Below are 25,023 nucleotides of genomic sequence, written 5' to 3' on the forward strand. Positions count from 1 at the left end.
TAGATTGGAGGCGAAAATGTGGCTAAAAAGTCAATGATTGCGAAACAAAAACGCAAGCAAAAATTTAAAGTGCGTGAATACACACGCTGTGAACGCTGCGGCCGTCCGCATGCAGTCATCCGCAAATTTAAGCTTTGCCGTATTTGTTTCCGTGAACTTGCTTACAAAGGTCAGATCCCTGGCGTGAAAAAAGCTAGTTGGTAGTATCGATAAATGGGAAGGAGGTTATTTATAATGGTGATGACAGATCCTATTGCAGATATGCTTACTCGCATTCGCAATGCGAACATGGTTCGTCATGAAAAACTGGAAGTTCCTGCTTCCAAAATTAAACGGGAAATTGCTGAAATTTTAAAGCGTGAAGGGTTTATTCGCGATTATGAATATATTGAAGATAATAAACAAGGTATTTTGCGCATTTTCTTAAAGTACGGGCCTAACAACGAACGTGTTATAACTGGCCTTAAACGAATCAGCAAACCAGGCTTGCGCGTTTATGCAAAAGCTAATGAAGTGCCACGTGTGTTGAATGGATTAGGAATAGCAATCGTTTCGACTTCTCAAGGCGTTTTAACTGATAAAGAAGCGCGCGCGAAGCAAACAGGCGGAGAAGTGCTCGCATACGTTTGGTAATTTTTTAACACGAAATGGAGGTGTCATTCATGTCACGTGTAGGGAAAAAACCGCTTGAAATTCCTTCAGGTGTCACTGTTACGATTAATGGAAATACAGTAACAGTAAAAGGACCAAAAGGAGAATTAACCCGTACATTTCATCCAGATATGGATATAAAAGTTGAAGAACAAGTATTAACTGTTACTCGTCCATCTGACAATAAAGAGCACCGTGCTCTTCACGGGACGACTCGCAGCCTTCTTGCCAATATGGTTGAAGGTGTTTCCAAAGGCTTTGAAAAAAGTTTAGAACTGATCGGGGTCGGATACCGTGCATCAAAATCAGGAAAGAAACTAGTATTGAATGTCGGATACTCTCATCCAGTCGAATATGAACCTGAACAAGGCATTGAAATCGACGTTCCTTCTCAAACAAAAATCGTCGTTAAAGGTACAGATAAAGAGCGTGTTGGCGCAGTCGCTGCAAATATTCGTGCGGTTCGTCCGCCTGAACCATATAAAGGAAAAGGCATCCGCTATGAAGGAGAATATGTGCGCCGCAAAGAAGGTAAGACTGCTAAGTAATGCCGCATAAAGAAAGAAAGGAGTGACGTAGATGATTACAAAACCTAGTAAAAATGCGGTTCGCAAAACTAGACATGCACGCGTGCGTTCAAAGGTTTCCGGTACAGCCGCTCGCCCGCGTTTAAATGTATACCGCTCCAACAAGCACATTTATGCTCAAGTGATTGATGATACAAATCACCAAACGCTTGTGAGTGCTTCTACTTTGGATAAAGAGCTTAACTTGGAATCAACTGGGAATGTAGAAGCTGCTCAAAAGGTCGGCGAACTTGTTGCAAAACGTGCGCTTGAAAAAGGTATTAAATCTGTTGTGTTTGACCGTGGTGGATATTTATATCATGGACGTGTGAAGGCTTTAGCTGATGCAGCTCGCGAAGTTGGCCTTGAATTTTAATCGACAAAGGAGGGAAAAGTGATGCGTCGTATTGATCCAAGCAAACTTGAACTTGAAGAACGTGTTGTTACCGTAAACCGTGTTGCAAAAGTAGTAAAAGGTGGCCGTCGTTTCCGTTTTGCTGCTCTTGTTGTTGTCGGAGACAAAAACGGTCATGTAGGTTTCGGAACTGGTAAAGCGCAAGAAGTTCCTGATGCTATCCGCAAAGCAATTGAAGATGCAAAGAAAAACTTAATTGAAGTACCAATTGTAGGTACGTCCATTCCACACGAAGTAATCGGTAAATTCGGTGCAGGAAAGATTCTCTTGAAACCTGCTGTTGAAGGTACGGGGGTTATCGCTGGAGGACCTGTCCGTGCAGTACTTGAATTAGCAGGTGTTCACGATATCTTATCTAAATCTTTAGGCTCCAATACACCGATTAATATGGTTCGGGCAACAGTTGACGGGTTAAAGCAGCTGAAGCGTGTAGAAGATGTTGCTAAACTTCGTGGAAAAACGGTTGAAGAACTGTTAGGATAAGGAGGGAAAGACAATGGCAAAAAAATTGGCGATTACCCTCAAAAAGAGTGTAATTGGTCGTCCTGAAGACCAAAGAATAACCGTTAAAACATTAGGCTTGCGGAAATTGCATCAAACAGTTGTTCATAATGACAATCCGGCAATTCGCGGAATGATCAATAAAGTGTCACATCTCGTGAAAGTGGAAGAACAATAATCAAATAAGGAGGTGCCAAGGTTATGAAGCTTCATGAATTAAAACCGGCAGAAGGTTCTCGTAAAGAGCGGAATCGTGTTGGTCGCGGTATTGGTTCAGGTAATGGAAAAACTGCTGGACGTGGTCAAAAAGGACAAAATGCCCGATCTGGCGGTGGAGTTCGGCCTGGATTTGAAGGCGGTCAAACTCCTCTATTCCGTCGTTTGCCAAAACGTGGGTTTACAAACATTAACCGCAAAGAATATCAAGTTGTGAACTTGGACAAATTGAATCGTTTTGAAGACGGTACGGAAATTACTCCAGAGCTTCTTTTGGAAACAGGTGTTGTAAGCAAACTGAAAGCAGGTATTAAAGTGCTTGGAGACGGTAAATTAGAGAAAAAATTAACGGTTAAAGCACACAAATTTTCTGCTTCAGCAAAAGAGGCAATTGAAGCCGCCGGCGGTTCTGCTGAGGTGATTTAATGTTCAAGGCAATCTCCAATTTTATGCGCGTGGGTGACATTCGCAATCGAATCTTGTTCACCCTTCTTATGCTGGTAATTTTCCGGATCGGCACTTTTATCCCTGTCCCGGGTGTGAACGCAGACGTACTAAAAGCACAAGACCAATTGAACGTATTTGGCGTTTTGAACATTTTTGGAGGCGGGGCATTGCAAAACTTCTCCATTTTAGCAATGGGGATTATGCCTTACATTACTGCTTCAATCATTGTTCAGCTTCTGCAAATGGACGTTGTACCGAAATTTACAGAGTGGTCGAAGCAGGGTGAAGTAGGCCGCAGAAAGCTTGCCCAATTCACGCGTTATTTAACAATTATTTTAGGATTTATTCAAGCGCTGGCAATGTCATATGGCTTTAATAATATGGCCGGCGGTCTGTTAATCATAAACCCTGGCATTGGAAACTATTTGTTGATCGCACTTGTTTTAACTGCGGGAACAGCCTTTTTAATGTGGCTTGGTGAGCAAATTACCGCAAAAGGCGTTGGGAACGGTATTTCTATTATTATCTTTGCTGGGATTGCTGCCGGCATTCCAACGGCAGTAAACCAAATTTATGCTCAACAATTTGCGGATGTTGGCGATCAGCTATTTTTAAGAATTGTAACTGTCGTTTTGCTTGTTCTTGCCGTTTTATTAGTAGTTGTAGCTGTTATTTTCGTTCAACAAGCATTCCGAAAAATTCCGATTCAGTATGCAAAGCGGCTTGCAGGTAGAAGTCCGGTTGGGGGACATTCAACGCATCTCCCATTGAAGGTTAACTCTGCTGGAGTCATTCCAGTCATTTTTGCAGTATCGTTTATTGTTACCCCCACTACGATTGCATCGTTCTTTGGACCAAATGATGTAACAAGATGGATTCAAAAAACATTTGATTACACACAACCTATCGGGATGATCATCTACGTTGCATTAATTATCGCTTTCGCTTATTTCTATACATTTGTTCAAGTGAACCCGGAGCAAATGGCTGAAAATTTGCAGAAGCAAGGCGGCTATATACCGGGTATAAGACCAGGAAAAAGTACACAAGAGTACGTAACGAAAATTTTATACCGTTTAACATTTGTCGGTTCTATTTTTCTAGCAGTTGTCTCAATACTTCCTGTCTTTTTTATAAAATTTGCTGACTTGCCTTCTTCAGCACAAATAGGTGGAACAAGTCTCTTGATCGTTGTCGGTGTCGCTTTGGAAACTATGAAGCAGCTTGAGAGCCAGCTTGTCAAACGTCATTACAAAGGTTTTATGAAATAAGAGGTTGTGGGGCGATGAATGTCCCATTCCCTCGAAAAGCGTTTGAGGGGGAGAGTCCATGAATTTAGTATTAATGGGGCTGCCTGGGGCAGGAAAAGGAACACAGGCTGAAAAAATTGTTGAAAAATACAACATCCCGCATATCTCAACAGGAGATATGTTCAGAGCAGCTATAAAAGATGGAACCGAGTTAGGGTTACAAGCGAAGTCTTATATGGATAAAGGCGAATTAGTGCCGGATGAAGTTACGATTGGTATTGTTCGGGAAAGATTAGGCAAGAATGATACTGATAAAGGCTTTTTATTGGATGGTTTTCCGCGCACCGTTGCTCAAGCGGAGGCTTTGGAGCAAATTTTAAAAGAGCTTAATAAAGAAATTGATTATGTTATCAACATTCATGTTGACCAAGAAATTTTAATGGAACGGCTAACAGGACGAAGAATTTGCAAAAATTGCGGTGCAACGTACCATCTTGTATTCAATCCGCCAAAAGAAGAAGGAATTTGTGATAAGTGCGGAGGAAATTTATATCAACGAGCTGATGATAACGTTGAAACCGTTGGAAACCGTTTGGAAGTGAATTTGAAGCAGACGAAACCGCTGCTTGATTTCTATAAATCTAAAGGCTATTTGAAAAATATTGACGGTCAGCAAGAGATTAACAAAGTATTTGAAGATATTTGCAACTTGCTTGGAGGCTTGGGTGAATGATTATTTGCAAAACAAAGCGCGAAATTGAAATTATGCGCGAGGCTGGACGGATTGTTGCTTTAACTCACCAAGAACTCCAGAAATATATTCAGCCTGGTATTACAACAAAAGAACTGGACAGAATTGCTGAAAAGTTTATACGTGAACATGATGCAATCCCCTCATTTAAAGGGTATAATGGTTTTCGCGGCAGTATTTGCACTTCCGTGAATGAAGAGCTTGTTCACGGAATACCTGGAGACCGTGTATTGCGTGATGGAGATATTATTAGTATTGACATTGGTGCGAAATACAACGGCTATCACGGGGACTCTGCATGGACTTATCCTGTCGGTACAATTTCCGAAGAAACACAGAAATTGCTTGATGTTACAAAAGAATCTTTATATAAAGGATTAGAAGAAGCAAAACCAGGGGGAAGACTTTCGAACATTTCTCATGCCATTCAAGTTTACGTCGAATCTCACGGTTTTTCCATTGTTCGTGAATACGTAGGTCATGGCGTAGGGCAAGACTTGCATGAGGATCCTCAAATTCCGCATTATGGTCCACCGAACAAAGGGCCAAGGCTGAAGCCCGGTATGGTTTTAGCGATTGAGCCTATGGTCAATGCGGGAAGCCGTTATGTCAGAACGTTAGCTGATAATTGGACTGTCGTGACTGTAGATGGCAAAATGTGTGCTCATTTTGAACATACAATTGCCATTACTGATACAGGTTATGAAATTTTAACAACACCCTAAGTGAAGGTGATGTGCGTGAGTGATCCTGAGTCGAGTCCGCAAATAGGTCAGTTTGTCTTGATTACGAAAGGGAGAGAAGCTGGAAAATATGCGATTGTCGTGAAAATTCTCGATGATCGATTCGTATTGATTGCTGATGGAGAAAAGCGAAAGTTTCATTCTCCAAAGAAAAAAAACATCCATCATCTTGAATTTTTTGATTGCGTATCTCCGGAAGTTCAGAACAGTATATTGGAAACTGGCCGTGTGACAAATGGCAAACTTCGATATGCAATAAGCCGATTTGTCAATGAACAAGTTACTGATTTGAGGAAGGGAGACAATTGAATGGCGAAAGACGATGTCATTGAAGTAGAGGGTACCGTTGTTGAGACGTTGCCTAACGCGATGTTTAAAGTAGAGTTGGAAAATGGTCATACCGTGCTGGCTCATGTTTCTGGAAAAATTAGAATGCATTTTATTCGTATTTTGCCGGGTGATAAAGTAACGGTTGAATTATCACCATATGATTTAACCCGCGGAAGAATTACGTATCGATATAAATAATTTGCACTCCGGATTATTAAGGAGGTTGGATAAACATGAAAGTAAGACCATCAGTGAAACCTATATGCGAAAAATGTAAAGTCATTCGCAGAAAAGGAAAAGTTATGGTTATTTGCGAAAATCCAAAACATAAACAAAAACAAGGTTAATTTTTGAAGGAGGTGCTCATATTATGGCGCGTATTGCTGGTGTAGATATTCCACGCGATAAACGCATTGTCATTTCTTTAACTTATATTTACGGAATCGGTCGTTCAACAGCTCAAAAAATTTTAGCTGAAGCTGGAGTTTCCGAAGATACTCGTGTTCGTGATTTAACAGAAGAAGAATTAGGAAGAATTCGTGACATTGTCGACACTTATAAAGTGGAAGGAGATCTTCGACGGGAAGTTTCTCTAAACATTAAGCGTCTCATTGAAATTGGCTGCTACCGTGGTATCCGCCATCGCCGTGGTTTGCCTGTTCGAGGCCAAAATACGAAAAACAACGCACGTACTCGTAAAGGACCGCGCCGTACGGTTGCTAACAAGAAAAAATAAGTAAAGGAGGTTAACTGTAAATGGCTCGTAAAACAAATACTCGCAAACGCCGCGTAAAAAAGAATATTGAGACAGGCATCGCACATATTCGATCAACCTTTAACAACACGATTGTCACTATTACTGATGTGCACGGCAATGCAATTGCTTGGTCAAGTGCCGGTGCATTAGGATTTAAAGGTTCTCGTAAGTCAACTCCGTTTGCTGCACAGATGGCAGCTGAAGCAGCTGCTAAAGCTTCTATGGAGCACGGAATGAAATCATTAGAGGTTTCTGTAAAAGGACCTGGCGCAGGCCGTGAAGCTGCGATTCGTGCTCTTCAAGCAGCAGGTCTTGAAGTGACATCTATTAAAGACGTCACTCCTGTTCCACATAATGGATGCCGTCCGCCAAAACGTCGTCGTGTGTAATTTATCTGTATATATTTTGTAACCCTGTCAATAATGGGTTATGATACAGTTATAGATTCTAGCATTTATAAGATGTTGTTTGTGCACATTCGGGACTTTATGATTGGGGAATTTCGGTTAGACGCGTTTTCTCTTCTTTGTCTAGCCGGGGTTTCGACGTTTTGAAGGAGGGTTTTATTTAGAATGATTGAAATTGAAAAACCAAAAATCGAAACGGTTGAAATCAGTGATGACGCGAAATATGGTAAATTCGTTGTCGAGCCACTTGAGCGTGGATATGGTACAACTTTGGGTAACTCCTTACGTCGTATCCTATTATCCTCACTCCCTGGTGCCGCTGTAACATCTGTTCAAATTGACGGCGTCCTCCATGAATTTTCTACAATTGATGGTGTCGTCGAAGATGTTACAACGATTATTTTAAATTTAAAAAAGCTTGCTCTGAAAATTTATTCAGAAGAAGAGAAGACGCTAGAAATTGACGTACAAGGTGAAGGGCCCATTACGGCAGCAGATATAACTCACGATAGCGATGTTGAAATATTAAATCCTGATCTTCATATTGCAACTCTTGCGAAAGATGCTCATTTGCGGCTGAGAATGACGGCGAAGCGCGGGAGAGGATACAGCCCGGCTGAAGAAAATAAACGGGAAGATCAACCAATAGGTGTCATCCCAATCGATTCGATTTACACACCCGTTTCTAGAGTTTCTTATCAAGTGGAAAATACACGGGTTGGTCAAGTGACAGATTATGATAAGCTGACAATTGATGTCTGGACAGATGGAAGCATCGGTCCAAAGGAAGCTATCGCACTTGGCTCTAAAATTTTGATGGAGCACTTAAACATTTTCGTTAGCTTAACAGATGAAGCGCAAAATGTTGAAATCATGGTTGAAAAAGAAGAGGACCAAAAAGAAAAAGTGCTTGAAATGACGATTGAGGAACTTGACCTCTCTGTTCGTTCTTATAACTGTTTGAAACGTGCAGGTATTAACACAGTTCAAGAACTTGCAAACAAAACAGAAGAGGACATGATGAAGGTGCGTAATTTAGGACGCAAATCGCTAGAAGAAGTAAAACAAAAATTAGAAGACCTTGGTTTGAGTTTACGAAAAGACGATTAACTGATTTTTCAAAGTCTATATAGATCAACTTCCAACAAAGGAGGGAACATCACATGTCTTATAGAAAATTAGGACGTACTAGTGCGCAGCGTAAAGCAATGCTCCGTGACTTAGCAACGGACTTAATTATTAACGAACGAATTGAAACGACTGAAGCCCGTGCAAAGGAGCTTCGTGCTGTTGTAGAGAAGCTGGTTACTTTAGGTAAACGTGGTGATTTGCATGCTCGTCGCCAAGCAGCACAGTTTATTCGCAATGAGGTTGCGAAAACTGTGACAGTTTCAGGCCAAGACGGAAAGGAAAAAGAAAAACCTTTCTATGCATTGCAAAAATTATTTGATGAAGTGGCACCACGTTACCAAGATCGTCAAGGCGGCTACACACGAATTTTGAAAATGGGTCCTCGCCGTGGTGACGGAGCACCAATGGTTATCATTGAATTCGTGTAATTTAGATATAAATGAACTTCAAGGGCGGGACAGTTGTAATGACTGCATCTATGCCCTTTTTTATTTATCTTCAAGTACTTTACAAAGCGGATTGATTTTCTTTTGGCAGCCTCTGCATCTCATATTTATAGACATGATATTCGCGTTTACTTCATCTGTACTTGAGGCAGGAGGAGGGCATCTGTGGAACGGTCGATCATTCAAGTTCAACATGTAACATACCGCTATAATAAAGAAAGTGAAAAGCCTGCACTAACGGATGTTTCCTTTGATGTGTATGAAGGGGAATGGCTGGCCATCGTCGGACACAATGGATCAGGGAAATCAACATTGGCCCGGATGCTAAACGGTCTGCTGCTGCCTGACGAAGGAACCGTTACTGTATCAGGAATCACATTATCAGAAAAAACCATTTGGGATATTCGAAAACGGATTGGAATGGTGTTTCAAAATCCAGATAATCAATTTGTCGGCGCCACTGTACGGGACGATGTCGCTTTTGGTATGGAAAACATAGGTATACCGAGAGAAGAGATGGTAAAACGAATCGAATGGGCGACGAAAATTGTAAAAATGAATGAATTTTTAGAACGGGAACCTCATCATCTTTCTGGCGGACAAAAGCAGCGGGTCGCGATTGCAGGCGTTTTGGCTGTTCAACCAAGCATTATTGTTTTAGATGAAGCGACTTCAATGCTTGATCCAATTGGACGCCGGGAAGTAATTGAAACCATTTGGTCATTGAAAGAAAAAGGGCTTGTGACGGTCATTTCCATCACCCATGATTTGGAAGAGGCGGCCAAAGCAGATCGGATGATTGTAATGAATGGAGGCAAAAAATTTGTGGAGGGAACTCCGAAAGAAGTGTTTCGCTTGGAAGAGGAGCTGGTAAGCATCGGTTTAGATCTTCCGTTTTCTTACAAGCTGAGCAAACGGCTTCTTGAAAAAGGAGTGCCTTTAGCGACGCGACACCTTAATGTAGAAAGCCTGGTGGACGAATTATGGACATTAAAATCCGACAATTAGAACATCGTTACCAAATGAACACTCCTTTTGAACGGCTCGCTTTGTGTGATATCAATATGGATATCCATGAAGGAACATATTTGGCCGTGATTGGGCATACCGGGTCGGGAAAATCAACGATTTTGCAGCATTTAAACGGCCTGCTTTTGCCAACGAAAGGCTCTATTCAACTTGGAGACCGGCTGATTAAGGCAGGAGAAAAACAGAAAAACTTGAAATCTATCCGAAAAAAGGTCGGAATTGTCTTTCAATTCCCAGAGCATCAATTATTCGAAGAAACCGTCGAAAAAGATATAGCATTCGGTCCAATGAATTTTGGCGCATCGTTTGAAGAAGCGAAAAAAAAGGTAAAAGAAGTGCTGCCGCTTGTCGGTCTAGGAGAAGAAATCCTTCATCAATCCCCGTTTGAGCTAAGCGGGGGGCAAATGCGAAGAGTGGCGATTGCAGGTGTTTTAGCGATGGAGCCGGAGGTGCTCGTTTTAGATGAACCGACTGCAGGATTGGATCCAAAAGGCCGAAATGAGATCATGGAGCTTTTTTATCGTCTCCATAAAGAAAAAAAATTAACAACAATATTAGTAACGCATAGCATGGAAGACGCAGCAAAGTACGCTGATGAAATTGCCGTTTTGCACCAAGGGGAATTAAAGATGAAAGGGTCGCCAAAGGAAATATTCCGGTTGACTGGGGAACTGGAGCAGCTTGGGCTCGATTTGCCGGAATCAATTAAATTTGTCATGAAGCTTGAAGAAAAATTTTCTTTAACGGTTGAAGACAAGCCATTGACTTTAGAGGAAACGGCCGATTTCATTGAAGCCCTTTTAAAAGAAGGTGTCGTATATGATCGATAATATCATCATCGGAAAATATGTTCCTGGTAGCACAGTCATTCATCGAATGGATCCCCGTGCAAAACTGCTAACGATTTTTTTATATGTTTTTATCGTCTTTTTTGCCAATAACGGAATCACTTACTTTTTATTAGGATTATTTACGTTCATCATTATTTTGCTGACGAAGCTTCCGTTCTCTTTCTTATGGAACGGTTTAAAACCTGTTATATGGATCGTTGGGTTTACATTTTTGCTGCACATTTTAGTAACAAAAGAAGGGGACATGCTGTTCCGCTTCGGCTTTTTTTCCATTTATGAAGAAGGCTTGCGGCAAGGGTTTTTTATCTCTCTTCGGTTCATTTTCTTAATTTTTATGACAACGACATTGACCTTAACAACAACGCCTATCGAAATAACGGATGGAATGGAAAGTCTGTTAAAGCCTTTTAAAAAATTTAAACTTCCTGTCCATGAACTAGCATTAATGATGTCTATTTCTCTTCGCTTTATACCGACTCTGCTGGAGGAAACAGAAAAAATTTTAAAGGCGCAAATGGCAAGAGGGGTAGATTTTACATCAGGGCCTGTAAAAGAGCGAATAAAAGCAATCGTTCCTTTGCTTGTACCACTTTTCATCAGCGCTTTTAAGCGGGCGGAAGAGCTTGCTACCGCTATGGAAGCCAGGGGGTATCGCGGAAGTGAAGGACGTACGAAAATCAGGCAGCTGAAATGGGGAGCGATTGATTCCATTATGATGGCCTCTATCCTGCTGTTATCAATTATTTTATTACTATTGCGTGCCTAGGAGTTTTAAAAATGAGGATTAAATGCACAGTTTCGTATGATGGATCAGGATTTAGCGGTTATCAGCGCCAGCCCGGCCTCCGGACAGTACAAGGAGAGATTGAGGAAGCATTAATGAAAATCCACAAAGGGGAGCGGATAAAAATTACTGCTTCCGGCAGAACAGACGTCGGCGTGCATGCTGTTGGCCAAGTATTTCATTTTGATACAAGTCTCAAAATTCCGATGGAAAAATGGCCGATTGCTTTGAATACGCTGCTTCCTCAAGATATTTCCATTCAAAATGCAGAGCTTGCCGATCAAGATTTTCATGCTAGATTTTCTGCAAAGAAGAAAGAATACCGCTACCGTTTGTATCGCAGTTTTCATCGAGATGTGTTCCGGCGTCATTATGCATACCATTTTCCAAATCCGTTAAATATTGAAACGATTCGAACTGCCTCCCGTTTCATTATTGGAACACATGATTTTACAAGCTTTTGCTCTTCTAAAACAGAAACGGAAAATAAAGTGAGAACTATTTATGAAGCAGATATATGGGAAGAAGGAGATGAAATTACGTTCCGTTTTGTCGGAAGCGGCTTCCTTTACAATATGGTTCGCATTTTAGTCGGAACATTGATTGAGGTAGGAGAAGGGAAGCGCAAGCCAGAAGAAATAAAACAAATTATCGCAGCCAAAGATAGATCAAGAGCCGGGAAAACAGTTTCTGGATGCGGTCTATATCTTTGGAAAGTTTATTATGACAACTAATCCAGGTGTAACATTTTCTTGACATTCATATCTTAAAAAGATAAGATAACATATGGTATGTATTTCAAGCCCCACGATTAGCCCCGGAAAATAATCGTGTTTTTGAAATAGACTTTTCGACATGAACGATTAAGGAGGGAAAACAATGCGTACAACGTTTATGGCAAAGCCGCATGAAGTTGAGCGCAAATGGTATGTTGTTGATGCAGCTGGCAAAACTTTAGGACGTCTAGCAAGCGAAGTTGCATCTATCTTACGCGGAAAACACAAACCAACGTTTACACCGCATGTAGATACAGGTGACCACGTAATTATTATTAATGCTGAAAAAATTGAATTAACTGGAAAAAAATTAACAGACAAAATTTATTATCGCCACAGCCAGCATCCTGGTGGTTTAAAATCAAGAACTGCATTAGAAATGCGAAACAACTATCCTGAAAAAATGCTGGAACTTGCTATTCGCGGAATGCTTCCAAAAGGTTCCCTTGGACGCCAAATGTTTAAAAAATTGCATGTTTACAGAGGAAGCGAACATCCTCATCAAGCACAGAAACCAGAAGTTTATGAACTTCGCGGATAATTTAATAAGGAGGTTATCATTTTGGCACAGGTTCAATACTACGGTACCGGTCGTCGCAAAAGCTCTGTTGCCCGTGTTCGGTTAGTTCCTGGTGAAGGCCGTATCGTAATTAATAAACGGAACATTGAAGATTACATTCCAACAAAAGCTTTGATTGAAGATATTAAACAACCGCTTGTTTTAACAGAGACAGTTGGCAATTATGATGTACTAGTAAATGTTAGAGGCGGCGGTTTCACTGGTCAAGCAGGCGCTATTCGCCACGGAATTGCTCGTGCACTTTTACAAGCTGATCCAGAATATCGCGGAACGTTAAAGCGTGCAGGCTTATTAACTCGAGATGCTCGCGTAAAAGAGCGTAAGAAATACGGTCTTAAAGGAGCACGCCGTGCACCGCAATTTTCAAAACGTTAATGATTCGAACCTTAAACCACAACAAATCGTTGTGGTTTTTTATTTGCAATTGGAAAGGAGTGGTTGAATGGAACAGCGTGAACTGAAAAAAATAAAAACAAGGAGGAGATTTTGATGAATGTAATTACAGACTTTAATGAAAGACGGCAGGAAAAAAAGCTTCTCACTGAGCGAAAAATGTTAAAAGATCTCCCAATTCGCAAATTGAAAAATATGATTGATGAATGGTTTAATCCTTTTTTTCAAAAACGCTTCCATAAAACTGCAATGGAAGAAGAGTGTGTCCACTCGGCCATTGAATCTTTTTTGTTGGGAGCGGCCTACAGCCGGTTCGGATATTACGGGGAATCGATGGAGCAGGCCAATACACGTTGTATACAGGAAGAACAAGAGCTTATTAACAATTTATTTGACAATATTCTTTATTTGGCAAGGGAATCAAATGATGATTTTGTTATGGAATCCATCTATTTGACATGCCAGCACTTTATTCATTATTGGTGGGAAGAGGGGTTTTTAGCTGGAAAAAAGAGATACAAACTAAAGCTTTAAAAGCAGTTCATGCATGGCTCATTTCAACTTCGTTGGAACGGGCTTTTTTTATGCCTAAAAACGGCTTGTGAAAAAATGATTTGACGGGGGCCATTGCTGAATTCGCCTTTTGATTGGCTTTTTTATTTCAAAAAGGAAAAGTTCAGGATTTATTGGCAGTGCTGCTTATTTTTTGCAAGGAAGAATGAAGCAAAATGGTTTTTTATTTCCTATGTGAAATATTACTCGTAAGGACAATTTGGGCGACATCCATGCACTGTGGCTATGTTATAAAAACTTTTAAAAACAAAAATTGCGGTTTTCAAAATGTTCATCTCGATATGAACGTCTTTTCAACGATTCCAGATTTTCGCAGAGAGAAAAAGCTTTTATCATTTGCCGAGCAACCCCCCTATTGTGTAACGCAGGTGAGGAAATCGGCTTTTATTTTTTATTTGTCTTTTTTTTGCTGAGCTTTGACACGTTTCTTTTCTCTTTACCACAAAGATTTTATTAGCACTTTTCATTTAGGCGAATAGGCTTAAAACTTTTGTGACTGTTCAAAAAATTTTAGTGCCTTATACAAAATCATCCATTATAATATTTCTATCAATTTTTTATAAATAAAGAGGTGGAGAAATGGGTTGGTTGAAAAAGTCGTTATGCCTTGTTCTTATTTTTTTATTATTGGTGCCAGCTAGCGGTTTTGCACAGGAAAGAAGTGATAGCAGAAAGGAAATAATTTCGACATTCCAGCAAAGTTCAGGACCAAAGAAACAACACAAAGAGGAAAAAACACAATCTACAAATCCGGCGGATTATCCATTAATTCAGGAGGGAGAAATTGTTGGCTGGCTGTTGGACTCGAAAAATGTCTATCATGAAATTACATTTGAACGTATTTACGATATGAACGACTCGATGGACATTGAAATTCTGTATAATTCAGATAAAAATATAGAAAAAGACAGTTATATTGGAATAGAATTTTATAAAGATATTGGAGGAACATTGAAATTCCTTGGGTATGTCGAGTACGATACATATGGAGTATATGAGGCCTACCTCATTGCACAGCTTTTAAAGTCCATTTATAGCGATCAACCTTATATTTATTTAAGAATAGGTGTTTTTCCTGACAAAGAAAGTGAATATTATTCCGATGTAACAACATTTAAGGTGCGGAATCCTTTTTATTCAGAAACAGCACCCGAGGGAAATAAATACGTATTAATCAGCAACGAGTCCGTAGACGTGAATAATACTCAAGACACTGGAGCGTTCAAGATTAATAATGATCAATATACGATAAACAAAAAAATAGGATTGAATGCTTATAAACTGGATGTAATTAGACCGTTTGATACGGAGAAACATGAAGACAAGAAACTTCAACAAAAATCTCTCTCCAAAAAGTTTCTCAATAAAGTTGGCGATACTAAGACATTTTGGGTGCATGATTTTACGACCAATGAAGATAAACAAATTAGCGCCAAGCTGCTGTATTCAGGTACAAAAACGAACGTATGGGTTTATGATAATCAAATTACAGAAGCTGATGCGCAAAAATTAGGGCAAGAATTTGATCAAAAAATTTATCCGCTCATCACACAAAATTTTGCCAGCGAATCCGATGTGGACGGAAACGGGAAAATTCACATTCTTTGTTATGATATACAAGATGGTTTTGCAGGATTAGGGGGGTATATTGCTGGTTACTTTTATGGAGGAGATTTGCATGATATTCCATACTCCAACAAATCAGAGATTTTTTATATTGATACGTATCCTTTAATGGGAACAGGGACGGAAAAGGATGTAAGTGCTGCATACGAAACATTGGCACATGAATTTCAACATATGGTGAATTTTAACCAAAATGTATTTATAGAAAATGGCTCCCAAATGGATACATGGCTAGATGAAGCTTTGTCAATGGCAGCTGAACACATGTATACTGGAAAACCTTTAATGAATACCATTAATTACTACAATATTTCTACCTCCATTACAAATGGTCATTCATTATTGTATTGGGATGATAATGGCGACACTTTGTCTAACTATTCCTTGTCCTATCTTTTTGGACAATATGTCAGAATTCAAGCGAATCAAGGAAACAAGATTTTCAAAGAGATTTTAACAGATACTCATAATGATTATAAAGCAGTAGAGAATGTAGCGAAAAAATATATCGACCCTACCCTTACATTTGGAAAATTGATGACGAACTTCCGCGCCGCCCTTTTACTGAAGAAAGATACGGGAATATATGGTTTTAATGGTGAAGAGGGCTTTGATTCATTAATTCCAAAAATATTTTCGGGAGAATCCGCCAGCTTGCGGGGCGGCGGAGCCATAGTAAAACGGGCTGTTGGTAATGAAACTGTTCCTGCATCTAAAGGAGATGACATCACTTATACTTTTTTTGATGTAGAGGAAAATAAGCCTTCCACTTCTCCAAGCAAACCGATAGTAAACCCGGTAAGTGATCGGGATACATTTATAAATGGGCTGTCTGATCCAGGAACTACTGTTTATGTCCAGCTTGGTTCAAAGATATTGAACTCTGCAGCAGCTGACAATAATGGATCTTTTCGCATTTCCATCAGTAAACAAAAAGCTGGGACTGTATTAAGCGTATATGCCAGGGATCAGGCGGGAAATAAAAGCGAGTCGGTTCAAATAACGGTGGTTGATAAAACGCCGCCGACAGCACCTGCTGTCAATGAAGTGAAAGATTCAGATAAAGCAGTGACAGGAACGTCGGAGGCGGGTGCAACGATAACGGTAAAATTAGGAACAATAGAATTAGGAAAAGGAACGTCTAGATCAGACGGCAAGTTTTCTGTCCCATTACGGGCACCGCAAAAAGCTGGTACGATTTTGTCTGTAACAGCGACGGATAAAGCGGGGAATGTGAGTCCGGCTCGAAAAGTGACGGTATTGGATAAAACGCCTCCTAGCATTCCAAGCGTAAACCTGGTCAGCGATAAAGATAAAACGGTCAGAGGGACAGCGGAGGCAGGATCAAAAATAACAATAAAGGCCGGCAGCAAAGTATTGAGCACCGGCACGACAGATAAAAATGGGAAATTCACGATTTCGTTAAAAACAGCTCAAAAAGCTGGAACAGTTCTTTACGTAACAGCGACGGATAAAGCGGGGAATGTGAGCCCGGCGCGAAAAGTGACGGTAATTGATAAAACACCGCCGCGTACTCCGAGTGTAAATTCGGTCAGCAATAAAGATAAAACGGTCAGAGGGACAGCGGAGGCAGGATCAAAAATAACAATAAAGGCCGGCAGCAAAGTATTGAGCACCGGCACGACAGATAAAAATGGGAAATTCGCAATTTCGTTAAAAACGGCTCAAAAAGCTGGAACAGTTCTTTACGTAACAGCGACGGATAAAGCGGGGAATGTGAGTCCGGCTCGAAAAGTGACGGTACTCGATAAAATACCGCCGGGTGCTCCTAAAGTGAACAAAGTGACAAGAAAATCTTCCTCGGTGACAGGAAAAGCAGAGGCGTATTCAACGGTGTATGTCAAAGCAGGAAAGAAAGTTATCGGTTCGGGCAAAGCGAATAAAAACGGAAATTTCTCTGTTTCAATCAAAAAACAAAAAGCCGGAACAGTTCTCCTAGTGTATGCAAAAGATAAGGCTGGAAATGTAGGAAAAAGCACGAAAGTTACCGTCAAATATAAATAATAAAATTGACCGTGCCAGCCTGATCGGTCTCGTTATAACTGAAACGCAACATTCATCTTAGCTCCCATATTTGCGGGAGCTTTTTTTTATACTCTTAAAATGTTTCTTTTTGAAAAAAAGCGCTGTAAAAAAACTGAATCAGACATACAATTTTATTTTCAAGTGAAGCATTCCATTATCCCTAATTGCCCCCAATTTAAACTTCATATCTAGGACCGAACAGTGATAAGGCGATTTATCATTAAAGCACAAACAGCTGTATGGCAGAAAGTTGACGGCTTCTACAGCTATATTATCTGTTGGGGAGAATGACGAGTTTGAGCAGATTAGTTAAATTTTGAATGCGCCAATTTTCTGGTGGGAATCGGCTGGAAAAAAGAGATGTAAATTAAAATTGTATTAATCATAAATCATCGTGCTTTTCCATATATTGAATTGAAGGGACGAGCAGGAGGGATTCGGAATGAAAAAAAAGCTGAAATGGGCACTGTTTATTGCTGGGTTTCTAATTCTCGTATTTATCATTCAATATCAATTCTCCCTTTTCAATTCATGGAAATCATGGAATCTTCCGTTATCAGGAAAAATCATTTACTTAGACCCCGGTCACGGAGGTCCCGATGGAGGAGCAGTAGGAAAAAAACTACTGGAAAAAGATATAACTTTAAAAATTGCCAATATTGCTCGAGATTATTTACAAGAGCAGGGAGCGTTAGTGTTATTGACAAGAGAAAAAGATGAAGATTTGGCTTCGGACGATACACACGGATATAGCCGGAGAAAATCAGAAGATATTCGAAAGCGCGTTCGCCTAATTGATGAATCAGACGCCGATTTGTTTTTGAGCATCCATTTAAATGCTATTCCATCTCCAAAATGGAGGGGAGCGCAAACATTTTATGACGGAAAATATCAGGAGAATGAAGCTATTGCGAAATTTATCCAAGATGAATTAAGGAAAAATTTAAGAAATACAGATCGAAAAGCAAAGCCAATAAGCGGTGTCTATTTACTAAAGCATGCAAAAAAACCGGGTGCGCTTGTGGAGGTAGGATTTTTATCCAATCCTTCTGAGGAAGAGCTTCTTGCTTCTGAAGAATATCAGAAAAAAGTGGCAGCCGCCATTTACAACGGGGTTTTGCGTTATTTTTCCAATGAACAGCAAATACCGGAATAAATGGATTCTTCTCAGGCATCTATTTTCAATGGACTGTTGGAAATGTGTTATACTATATACTATTAAAAGTCTTATGGAAAAAAGGTGGTTGTGGATACGATGCGGGAAGAAGATGTAAGGTCCATTGTCGAACAGTTGGAAGATCCATTTTTACATAAATCTTTAAAAGAATTGAATGCGATTGAAGAAATAAAAATCAAGCCCGAAAAAAAACATATTAGTTTAAAAATAGCAATTGCCAAAACGGGAACAAGCGAGCAGTTAACACTCCAGCAGCAAATTGTTGCAAAGCTTAAACAAGCGGGTGCCGAGACTGTTGGGCTGCGTTTTTCGGAGCTTCCAAAGGAAATTGTCCAAAAGTATTATTCTGATAGTACAAGCCCTTCCATTTTATCGAATGAAAAAACAACCTTTATTGCAATAGCAAGCGGAAAAGGCGGGGTCGGCAAATCAACCGTATCTGTCAACTTGGCTGTGTCCCTTGCTCGTCTAGGAAAAAAAGTTGGTCTTATTGATGCAGATATTTACGGCTTTAGCGTTCCTGATATGATGGGGATCATGAACCGGCCGATCGTTCGCGGGGATAAAATTATTCCAGTTGAGCGGTTTGGTGTGCAAGTCATATCAATGGCTTTTTTTGTTGAAGATAATGCGCCTGTTGTTTGGAGAGGTCCGATGCTCGGAAAAATGCTGAATAACTTTTTCCAAGAAGTTGAATGGGGATCGTTGGACTACTTACTCCTTGATTTGCCTCCTGGTACAGGTGATGTTGCATTAGATGTGCATACATTGCTTCCAACTAGTAAAGAAATCATTGTAACTACGCCTCATCCAACAGCTGCATTTGTTGCTGCAAGGGCTGGTGCAATGGCCATTAAAACGGAGCACGAAATTTTAGGAGTTATTGAAAATATGTCCTATTTTGAAAGTAAATTAACAGGCCAAAAAGAGTATGTATTTGGGAAAGGCGGAGGTCAGAAGCTTGCAGAGGATTTGCAGGTCCCTCTATTAGGGCAAATTCCGCTTGAGCAGCCGGACTGGGATGAAGAGGACTTTGCTCCGTCTGTTTATAATGAAAACCATCCAATAGGGAAAATTTATTTAGATATAGCAAGAAAAGTGATTGAGATAACAGAAAAGTAAAGGAAGGGAGAGGAGGTCTATTGGCCTCCGCCCCCGCCTTCGTTTCCGGAGCTGCCCCCGCCTTGTTGTTTACTTTGAGCTTGCTGAGCAGCCTTCAATAGCGCTTCCTCAATTTTCGGTTGAAAGAGCGGACTTGATAGAACATCTGTAATTTGCTGCTGTAAATATTGGCGGTATTCTTTGCTTTTTAAAACCTTCAATAGTTCTTCTTCCATTTGAGGATTTTTCAGCACATCCATAAGCATTCCTTGATATTCCGGATCTTTCATTAAACGTTTGATCACTTTTTCATGTTCTGTTTGCAATGTTTTCGCAAATCCTTCCGCAAATTTTGTATCTTCAAATGTATTTTTCCAAAATTCCTTCCCTTTTTCTGATGTTAACGTTTTTTCAATCGTATTATTGACGGTTTTTTGATCTAAAATGAAGTTTCGTTGAACTTCTTCATCTTTCATAATTTCTTGAACGGCTTTTTTTCCTTCGTCAGATTTTAATATGTCTACAACCATTTTTTTTGTTTCATCATAATTCATTGGTTCACTTTGCTGCCGATCCGCACATCCTGCAACGATCATCCATATAAGCATCATGATGAGGAGCGAACAATTTCTACCTCTCATATTTCATTTAGCTCCTTTCAATAATAACTTCTACCATTATGTTGAGAAACCAACTGGTTTTTATGCGAAAAAAGTTTTGCCATATGGTAATATACAAGTTGGATTGATAAAATCATATGATATTTTACGAAATATGGAGGGGTTGGCAGTGAAAAGCCGAAATTGGGTACGATTTTTCCTTTCTACTCTCATTGTAGGTGGAGTTGCGACAAGTATTGTTGGTTTTATCTTAAGATGGAGCGAGTATGAAAAATTGTTTTTGTCTTTTAATATTGTTGAAATTGTTGCAGTATTGTTTTGGTTGATCGGAGTAGGTTTTATTTTCAGCATCATCAGCCAAATGGGCTTTTTCGCTTATTTGACTGTGCACAGGTTTGGCCTAGGCATTTTTCGCTCAGTTTCGTTATGGAACTCTGTTCAAATCTTGTTAATCATTTTTGTGTTGTTTGATTTAGTTTATTTTCGATATCAATTTTTTGCGCAAACTGGAGATTCCATTGTCCCGTATATTTTAGTAGCTGTTGTCATTTTGTTGTTTTCTGCTGTAATTGCTTATTTTAAGCAAAAACAGACGAATAAAGATGCGTTTGTCCCTGCATTGTTTTTTATGGTTGTTGTTTCAGTGATTGAGTGGATGCCGGCCCTTCGTGTCAATGATAGAGATTGGCTGTATTTAATGCTGTTTCCAATTTTAATTTGCAATGCTTACCAATTGTTGATTTTGCCGAAAATGACAAATGACTCGCCAAAAGCAAAAAAGAGCTGAAGGAGTTTTCCTTATAGCTCTTTAAAATGCTTATTGATTTCCAAAATATTGAAAACGATTGGTTTGAATTTACTTCCAAAGTTCTTTTCATTTGAATGATAGTTCTTTCGTTCTTGCATTGCTGTTTTCAATTAATTCTTGTACGGTTACATTTTTAAGGCCGTTTTGTTTCAAATGTTGAATAATCGCCGGCAACGCTTGGTTAGTTTGTTTAACTGAATCTGATGCGTGAAGCAGGATAATATCACCTGGTTTTAAGTGTTTCGTAACATTTTGGATAATCTTGTTGACTCCCGGGTTTTGCCAGTCATTTGAATTTACGCTGTAATGGACGACAGTTAATCCATATTGTTCAGCAATATTTAAAACGTTTTGATCGAATTGGCAGGTTGGGGGCCGCAGCAATTTTATATCCTTGATACCAAGCTTTTGAAATGTATGCTGGGCTAAAGATAAATCACGCTTAATTTCGTTAGTGTCCAACTCAGTATAGTTTTTATAAGCATATCCTTTGCTGCCGAGCTGATGACCGTCATCGATAATTCTTTTGACTACTTCAGGATGGCGTTCGGCCCATGAGGCGGATACAAAAAATGTTGCATTGGTTAGTCCATATTTTTTCAAAGTATTTAAAATTGGAATTGCTTTTTCATCTCCCCAGCTAATATCAAATGTCAAGGCAACTTTCTTACCGCTTCCGTCTCCTTTATAAATAGCTTTCGGCCCGTTCTTTGTAGTGAAAACCGGGATATTTGGTATTGTTTGAAAGTACATAAAGACAGCAGTAAAAAAAGCGATTATGATTAAAAAAAGTAATTGTTTGATTTTTTTAATATGGATGATGTAAAAACGGTTCATTGATGCTCCTCCTTGTCCTTATCTTGTAAAATTGTATGAATTGAACTTTTAATTATGAATAAGGATGGAGAATTAAAAATAATTTTAAAAAGGTGTTGACGAAATAGTTTAAAGTTGATATATTATTAATCGTCGCTGTTTGTTAAGTGTTTTAAAAAATGTATTGACAAACGTTTTGACGCCATGATATATTATGAAAGTCATTGTGAAAAAAATAAAAAACATTGACTGGACACAATTGTTTTGTTATAATGTTATTTCGTCGAAGTAGTTATATGATCCTTGAAAACTGAACAAAACGAAAAGCGTGCCTGTTGATTCTAAAAGAGCATTTGGTGACAAACTTTTTTTGGAGAGTTTGATCCTGGCTCAGGACGAACGCTGGCGGCGTGCCTAATACATGCAAGTCGAGCGGACCGAAGGGAGCTTGCTCCTTTAGGTTAGCGGCGGACGGGTGAGTAACACGTGGGCAACCTGCCCTGCAGACTGGGATAACTTCGGGAAACCGGAGCTAATACCGGATAACACCGAAAACCGCATGGTTTTCGGTTGAAAGGCGGCTTTTAGCTGTCACTGCAGGATGGGCCCGCGGCGCATTAGCTAGTTGGTGAGGTAACGGCTCACCAAGGCGACGATGCGTAGCCGACCTGAGAGGGTGACCGGCCACACTGGGACTGAGACACGGCCCAGACTCCTACGGGAGGCAGCAGTAGGGAATCTTCCGCAATGGACGAAAGTCTGACGGAGCAACGCCGCGTGAGCGAAGAAGGTCTTCGGATCGTAAAGCTCTGTTGTCAGGGAAGAACAAGTGCCGTTCGAATAGGGCGGTACCTTGACGGTACCTGACGAGGAAGCCACGGCTAACTACGTGCCAGCAGCCGCGGTAATACGTAGGTGGCAAGCGTTGTCCGGAATTATTGGGCGTAAAGCGCGCGCAGGCGGTTCCTTAAGTCTGATGTGAAATCTCGCGGCTCAACCGCGAGCGGCCATTGGAAACTGGGGAACTTGAGTGCAGGAGAGGGGAGCGGAATTCCACGTGTAGCGGTGAAATGCGTAGAGATGTGGAGGAACACCAGTGGCGAAGGCGGCTCTCTGGCCTGTAACTGACGCTGAGGCGCGAAAGCGTGGGGAGCGAACAGGATTAGATACCCTGGTAGTCCACGCCGTAAACGATGAGTGCTAAGTGTTAGAGGGTATCCACCCTTTAGTGCTGCAGCAAACGCATTAAGCACTCCGCCTGGGGAGTACGGCCGCAAGGCTGAAACTCAAAGGAATTGACGGGGACCCGCACAAGCGGTGGAGCATGTGGTTTAATTCGAAGCAACGCGAAGAACCTTACCAGGTCTTGACATCCCCTGACAACCCTAGAGATAGGGCGTTCCCCTTTCGGGGACAGGGTGACAGGTGGTGCATGGTTGTCGTCAGCTCGTGTCGTGAGATGTTGGGTTAAGTCCCGCAACGAGCGCAACCCTTGACCTTAGTTGCCAGCATTCAGTTGGGCACTCTAAGGTGACTGCCGGCTAAAAGTCGGAGGAAGGTGGGGATGACGTCAAATCATCATGCCCCTTATGACCTGGGCTACACACGTGCTACAATGGGTGGTACAAAGGGCAGCGAAACCGCGAGGTGGAGCGAATCCCAAAAAACCACTCTCAGTTCGGATTGCAGGCTGCAACTCGCCTGCATGAAGCCGGAATCGCTAGTAATCGCGGATCAGCATGCCGCGGTGAATACGTTCCCGGGTCTTGTACACACCGCCCGTCACACCACGAGAGTTTGTAACACCCGAAGTCGGTGGGGTAACCCTTACGGGAGCCAGCCGCCGAAGGTGGGACAAATGATTGGGGTGAAGTCGTAACAAGGTAGCCGTATCGGAAGGTGCGGCTGGATCACCTCCTTTCTAAGGATATATACATTGAAAAAGGTACGCTTTTCCGTTTTGTTTAGTTTTGAAGGATCACATCCTTCCCCGTTTGCTGGTGAATTCGCAAAGTCGATTTCCCAGCGAATAGAAGCTGAATAAAAAAATACAGGATGGGCCTGTAGCTCAGCCGGTTAGAGCGCACGCCTGATAAGCGTGAGGTCGGTGGTTCAAGTCCACTCAGGCCCACCATAAATAAGACCATCCTGGGGCCTTAGCTCAGCTGGGAGAGCGCCTGCTTTGCACGCAGGAGGTCAGCGGTTCGATCCCGCTAGGCTCCACCATAAGTTTGATGAATATTGGAAGCATTGCTCCTATGCGAGAGCCCATTCGAAGGATCGGATGTTCGGCTAAAAGCAATTCAAGCAGCAAGGGAGCTCATTGAGAAAAAGCATTGTTCTTTGAAAACTGGATAACGGAAAGACATTCACGAATAGATCGCTCATGTTAGGAAGAAACGGTTAAGTTAGAAAGGGCGCACGGTGGATGCCTTGGCACTAGGAGCCGATGAAGGACGGGACAAACACCGAAATGCTTCGGGGAGCTGTAAGTAAGCGTCGATCCGGAGATGTCCGAATGGGGGAACCCACTGTCCGTAATGGGGCAGTATCCATACCTGAATCCATAGGGTATGGAGGGCAACCCGGGGAACTGAAACATCTAAGTACCCGGAGGAAGAGAAAGCAACAGCGATTCCCTGAGTAGCGGCGAGCGAAACGGGAACAGCCCAAACCAAGAGGCGTGCCTCTTGGGGTTGTAGGACACTCGATTAAGGAGTGACAAAGGAACGGGGTAGACGAAGAGGTCTGGAAAGGCCCGTCAGAGAAGGTAACAACCCTGTAGTCGAAACTCCGTTCCCTCCCGAGTGGATCCTGAGTACGGCGGGACACGTGAAATCCCGTCGGAAGCAGGGAGGACCATCTCCCAAGGCTAAATACTCCCTAGTGACCGATAGTGAACCAGTACCGTGAGGGAAAGGTGAAAAGCACCCCGGGAGGGGAGTGAAAGAGAACCTGAAACCGTGTGCCTACAAGTAGTCAGAGCCCATTAACGGGTGATGGCGTGCCTTTTGTAGAATGAACCGGCGAGTTGCGATTTCGTGCAAGGTTAAGCCGAAAGGCGGAGCCGCAGCGAAAGCGAGTCTGAAGAGGGCGAAATAGTACGAGGTCGCAGACCCGAAACCAGGTGATCTACCCATGTCCAGGGTGAAGGCAAGGTAACACTTGCTGGAGGCCCGAACCCACGCACGTTGAAAAGTGCGGGGATGAGGTGTGGGTAGGGGTGAAATGC

29 protein-coding genes, 2 tRNA genes, 2 rRNA genes and 1 pseudogene (1 of these 34 running past the window's edge) are annotated in these 25,023 nt (G+C 41.3%); 32 read left to right on the plus strand and 2 right to left on the minus strand.

What is annotated here, in order from left to right:
• Positions 1 to 18 precede the first annotated feature (18 nt).
• From NSQ41_RS00850 to NSQ41_RS00980, 27 genes and pseudogenes are all read left to right on the plus strand, one after another.
• Complete coding sequence (locus NSQ41_RS00850) at positions 19 to 204, plus strand: type Z 30S ribosomal protein S14 (protein WP_063387171.1); 186 nt, start codon at positions 19 to 21, stop codon at positions 202 to 204.
• 30 nt (positions 205 to 234) lie between these two features.
• The gene (rpsH, locus tag NSQ41_RS00855) at positions 235 to 633 is read left to right on the plus strand and encodes a 30S ribosomal protein S8 (protein ID WP_063387172.1); all 399 of its coding nucleotides are present in this window, start codon (positions 235 to 237) and stop codon (positions 631 to 633) included.
• A gap of 29 nt (positions 634 to 662) precedes the next feature.
• The gene (rplF, locus tag NSQ41_RS00860; RefSeq protein WP_339210771.1) at positions 663 to 1,199 is read left to right on the plus strand and encodes a 50S ribosomal protein L6; all 537 of its coding nucleotides are present in this window, start codon (positions 663 to 665) and stop codon (positions 1,197 to 1,199) included.
• A 31-nt stretch (positions 1,200 to 1,230) separates the two neighbouring features.
• Positions 1,231 to 1,593, plus strand: a complete 363-nt coding sequence (rplR, locus tag NSQ41_RS00865) for a 50S ribosomal protein L18 (protein WP_063387174.1) — start codon at positions 1,231 to 1,233, stop codon at positions 1,591 to 1,593.
• Between the two features lie 21 nt (positions 1,594 to 1,614).
• Positions 1,615 to 2,115: a 30S ribosomal protein S5 gene (gene rpsE / locus NSQ41_RS00870; protein WP_063387175.1), complete on the plus strand. Its 501-nt coding sequence runs from the start codon at positions 1,615 to 1,617 to the stop codon at positions 2,113 to 2,115.
• Between the two features lie 13 nt (positions 2,116 to 2,128).
• Positions 2,129 to 2,311 carry a 50S ribosomal protein L30 gene (gene rpmD / locus NSQ41_RS00875; protein WP_063387176.1) on the plus strand — a complete coding sequence of 61 codons (183 nt, stop codon included), beginning with the start codon at positions 2,129 to 2,131 and terminating at the stop codon, positions 2,309 to 2,311.
• Between the two features lie 23 nt (positions 2,312 to 2,334).
• Positions 2,335 to 2,775 (plus strand): 50S ribosomal protein L15, encoded by a 441-nt coding sequence (gene rplO / locus NSQ41_RS00880; RefSeq protein WP_063387177.1) that lies wholly within the window; start codon positions 2,335 to 2,337, stop codon positions 2,773 to 2,775.
• The gene (gene secY / locus NSQ41_RS00885) at positions 2,775 to 4,067 is read left to right on the plus strand and encodes a preprotein translocase subunit SecY (RefSeq protein WP_063387178.1); all 1,293 of its coding nucleotides are present in this window, start codon (positions 2,775 to 2,777) and stop codon (positions 4,065 to 4,067) included. Before rplO ends, secY begins: the two co-directional genes overlap by 1 nt.
• A 58-nt stretch (positions 4,068 to 4,125) precedes the next feature.
• Positions 4,126 to 4,779, plus strand: a complete 654-nt coding sequence (locus tag NSQ41_RS00890; RefSeq protein ID WP_339210773.1) for an adenylate kinase — start codon at positions 4,126 to 4,128, stop codon at positions 4,777 to 4,779.
• Positions 4,776 to 5,522, plus strand: a complete 747-nt coding sequence (gene map / locus NSQ41_RS00895) for a type I methionyl aminopeptidase (protein WP_063387180.1) — start codon at positions 4,776 to 4,778, stop codon at positions 5,520 to 5,522. Before NSQ41_RS00890 ends, map begins: the two co-directional genes overlap by 4 nt.
• Positions 5,523 to 5,537: 15 nt before the next feature.
• Positions 5,538 to 5,872: pseudogene (locus NSQ41_RS00900) on the plus strand (KOW domain-containing RNA-binding protein).
• Complete coding sequence (infA, locus tag NSQ41_RS00905) at positions 5,850 to 6,068, plus strand: translation initiation factor IF-1 (protein WP_003178377.1); 219 nt, start codon at positions 5,850 to 5,852, stop codon at positions 6,066 to 6,068. The pseudogene NSQ41_RS00900 and the gene infA overlap by 23 nt, the downstream one beginning before the upstream one ends.
• Positions 6,069 to 6,103: 35 nt before the next feature.
• A complete protein-coding gene (gene rpmJ, locus NSQ41_RS00910; RefSeq protein WP_003156543.1) occupies positions 6,104 to 6,217 on the plus strand; it encodes a 50S ribosomal protein L36 in 114 nt (37 codons plus the stop codon).
• A gap of 23 nt (positions 6,218 to 6,240) precedes the next feature.
• Positions 6,241 to 6,606 (plus strand): 30S ribosomal protein S13, encoded by a 366-nt coding sequence (rpsM, locus tag NSQ41_RS00915; protein ID WP_063387182.1) that lies wholly within the window; start codon positions 6,241 to 6,243, stop codon positions 6,604 to 6,606.
• Between the two features lie 20 nt (positions 6,607 to 6,626).
• Complete coding sequence (rpsK, locus tag NSQ41_RS00920; protein ID WP_063387183.1) at positions 6,627 to 7,016, plus strand: 30S ribosomal protein S11; 390 nt, start codon at positions 6,627 to 6,629, stop codon at positions 7,014 to 7,016.
• A 183-nt stretch (positions 7,017 to 7,199) separates the two neighbouring features.
• Entirely contained in the window at positions 7,200 to 8,144 is a 945-nt protein-coding gene (locus tag NSQ41_RS00925) for a DNA-directed RNA polymerase subunit alpha (protein ID WP_063387184.1), read from the plus strand.
• 53 nt (positions 8,145 to 8,197) lie between these two features.
• Positions 8,198 to 8,593, plus strand: coding sequence for a 50S ribosomal protein L17 (gene rplQ / locus NSQ41_RS00930; protein ID WP_063387185.1), 396 nt, complete (start codon positions 8,198 to 8,200; stop codon positions 8,591 to 8,593).
• Between the two features lie 183 nt (positions 8,594 to 8,776).
• Positions 8,777 to 9,619: an energy-coupling factor ABC transporter ATP-binding protein gene (locus tag NSQ41_RS00935; RefSeq protein WP_094244885.1), complete on the plus strand. Its 843-nt coding sequence runs from the start codon at positions 8,777 to 8,779 to the stop codon at positions 9,617 to 9,619.
• Positions 9,595 to 10,470, plus strand: a complete 876-nt coding sequence (locus NSQ41_RS00940; RefSeq protein ID WP_117017135.1) for an energy-coupling factor ABC transporter ATP-binding protein — start codon at positions 9,595 to 9,597, stop codon at positions 10,468 to 10,470. Before NSQ41_RS00935 ends, NSQ41_RS00940 begins: the two co-directional genes overlap by 25 nt.
• Complete coding sequence (locus tag NSQ41_RS00945) at positions 10,460 to 11,257, plus strand: energy-coupling factor transporter transmembrane protein EcfT (protein ID WP_063387188.1); 798 nt, start codon at positions 10,460 to 10,462, stop codon at positions 11,255 to 11,257. Before NSQ41_RS00940 ends, NSQ41_RS00945 begins: the two co-directional genes overlap by 11 nt.
• Before the next feature lie 11 nt (positions 11,258 to 11,268).
• Complete coding sequence (gene truA, locus NSQ41_RS00950; RefSeq protein WP_311066742.1) at positions 11,269 to 12,009, plus strand: tRNA pseudouridine(38-40) synthase TruA; 741 nt, start codon at positions 11,269 to 11,271, stop codon at positions 12,007 to 12,009.
• 145 nt (positions 12,010 to 12,154) lie between these two features.
• Positions 12,155 to 12,592 carry a 50S ribosomal protein L13 gene (rplM, locus tag NSQ41_RS00955; protein WP_063387190.1) on the plus strand — a complete coding sequence of 146 codons (438 nt, stop codon included), beginning with the start codon at positions 12,155 to 12,157 and terminating at the stop codon, positions 12,590 to 12,592.
• 21 nt (positions 12,593 to 12,613) lie between these two features.
• Positions 12,614 to 13,006 carry a 30S ribosomal protein S9 gene (gene rpsI, locus NSQ41_RS00960; protein WP_063387191.1) on the plus strand — a complete coding sequence of 131 codons (393 nt, stop codon included), beginning with the start codon at positions 12,614 to 12,616 and terminating at the stop codon, positions 13,004 to 13,006.
• A 114-nt stretch (positions 13,007 to 13,120) separates the two neighbouring features.
• Entirely contained in the window at positions 13,121 to 13,558 is a 438-nt protein-coding gene (locus tag NSQ41_RS00965) for a DUF2521 family protein (protein WP_063387192.1), read from the plus strand.
• A 618-nt stretch (positions 13,559 to 14,176) separates the two neighbouring features.
• Positions 14,177 to 17,248 carry an Ig-like domain-containing protein gene (locus tag NSQ41_RS00970; protein ID WP_339210775.1) on the plus strand — a complete coding sequence of 1,024 codons (3,072 nt, stop codon included), beginning with the start codon at positions 14,177 to 14,179 and terminating at the stop codon, positions 17,246 to 17,248.
• A 463-nt stretch (positions 17,249 to 17,711) separates the two neighbouring features.
• Positions 17,712 to 18,425, plus strand: a complete 714-nt coding sequence (gene cwlD / locus NSQ41_RS00975) for an N-acetylmuramoyl-L-alanine amidase CwlD (RefSeq protein WP_063387195.1) — start codon at positions 17,712 to 17,714, stop codon at positions 18,423 to 18,425.
• Between the two features lie 99 nt (positions 18,426 to 18,524).
• Complete coding sequence (locus tag NSQ41_RS00980; protein ID WP_063387196.1) at positions 18,525 to 19,568, plus strand: Mrp/NBP35 family ATP-binding protein; 1,044 nt, start codon at positions 18,525 to 18,527, stop codon at positions 19,566 to 19,568.
• 17 nt (positions 19,569 to 19,585) lie between these two features.
• On the opposite strand, the gene gerD is transcribed toward NSQ41_RS00980, so the two are convergent.
• Positions 19,586 to 20,188: a spore germination lipoprotein GerD gene (gerD, locus tag NSQ41_RS00985; RefSeq protein WP_327857015.1), complete on the minus strand. Its 603-nt coding sequence runs from the start codon at positions 20,186 to 20,188 to the stop codon at positions 19,586 to 19,588.
• A gap of 148 nt (positions 20,189 to 20,336) precedes the next feature.
• Here gerD and NSQ41_RS00990 point away from each other — a divergent pair, with 148 nt between their 5' ends.
• Positions 20,337 to 20,954 (plus strand): KinB-signaling pathway activation protein, encoded by a 618-nt coding sequence (locus tag NSQ41_RS00990; protein ID WP_063387198.1) that lies wholly within the window; start codon positions 20,337 to 20,339, stop codon positions 20,952 to 20,954.
• An 87-nt stretch (positions 20,955 to 21,041) separates the two neighbouring features.
• Here the strand turns inward: NSQ41_RS00990 and pdaB are convergent, their stop codons facing one another.
• The gene (gene pdaB, locus NSQ41_RS00995; protein ID WP_063387199.1) at positions 21,042 to 21,812 is read right to left on the minus strand and encodes a polysaccharide deacetylase family sporulation protein PdaB; all 771 of its coding nucleotides are present in this window, start codon (positions 21,810 to 21,812) and stop codon (positions 21,042 to 21,044) included.
• Positions 21,813 to 22,158: 346 nt separating this feature from the next.
• On the opposite strand from pdaB, the gene NSQ41_RS01000 reads away from it, so the two are divergent.
• The 4 genes from NSQ41_RS01000 to NSQ41_RS01015 all read left to right on the plus strand — a co-directional run.
• Positions 22,159 to 23,712 (plus strand): 16S ribosomal RNA (locus NSQ41_RS01000).
• A 136-nt stretch (positions 23,713 to 23,848) separates the two neighbouring features.
• Positions 23,849 to 23,925, plus strand: a tRNA-Ile gene (locus NSQ41_RS01005).
• A gap of 16 nt (positions 23,926 to 23,941) precedes the next feature.
• Positions 23,942 to 24,017 (plus strand) — tRNA-Ala (locus NSQ41_RS01010).
• A 175-nt stretch (positions 24,018 to 24,192) separates the two neighbouring features.
• Positions 24,193 to 25,023 (plus strand): 23S ribosomal RNA (locus NSQ41_RS01015) (it continues 2,103 nt past the right edge of the window).
• Together the 16S and 23S rRNA genes with 2 tRNA genes alongside form the textbook arrangement of a ribosomal RNA operon.

Origin of the sequence: Aeribacillus sp. FSL K6-8210 (assembly GCF_037963925.1) — a bacterium.
Lineage (GTDB): Bacteria > Bacillota > Bacilli > Bacillales > Aeribacillaceae > Aeribacillus > Aeribacillus composti.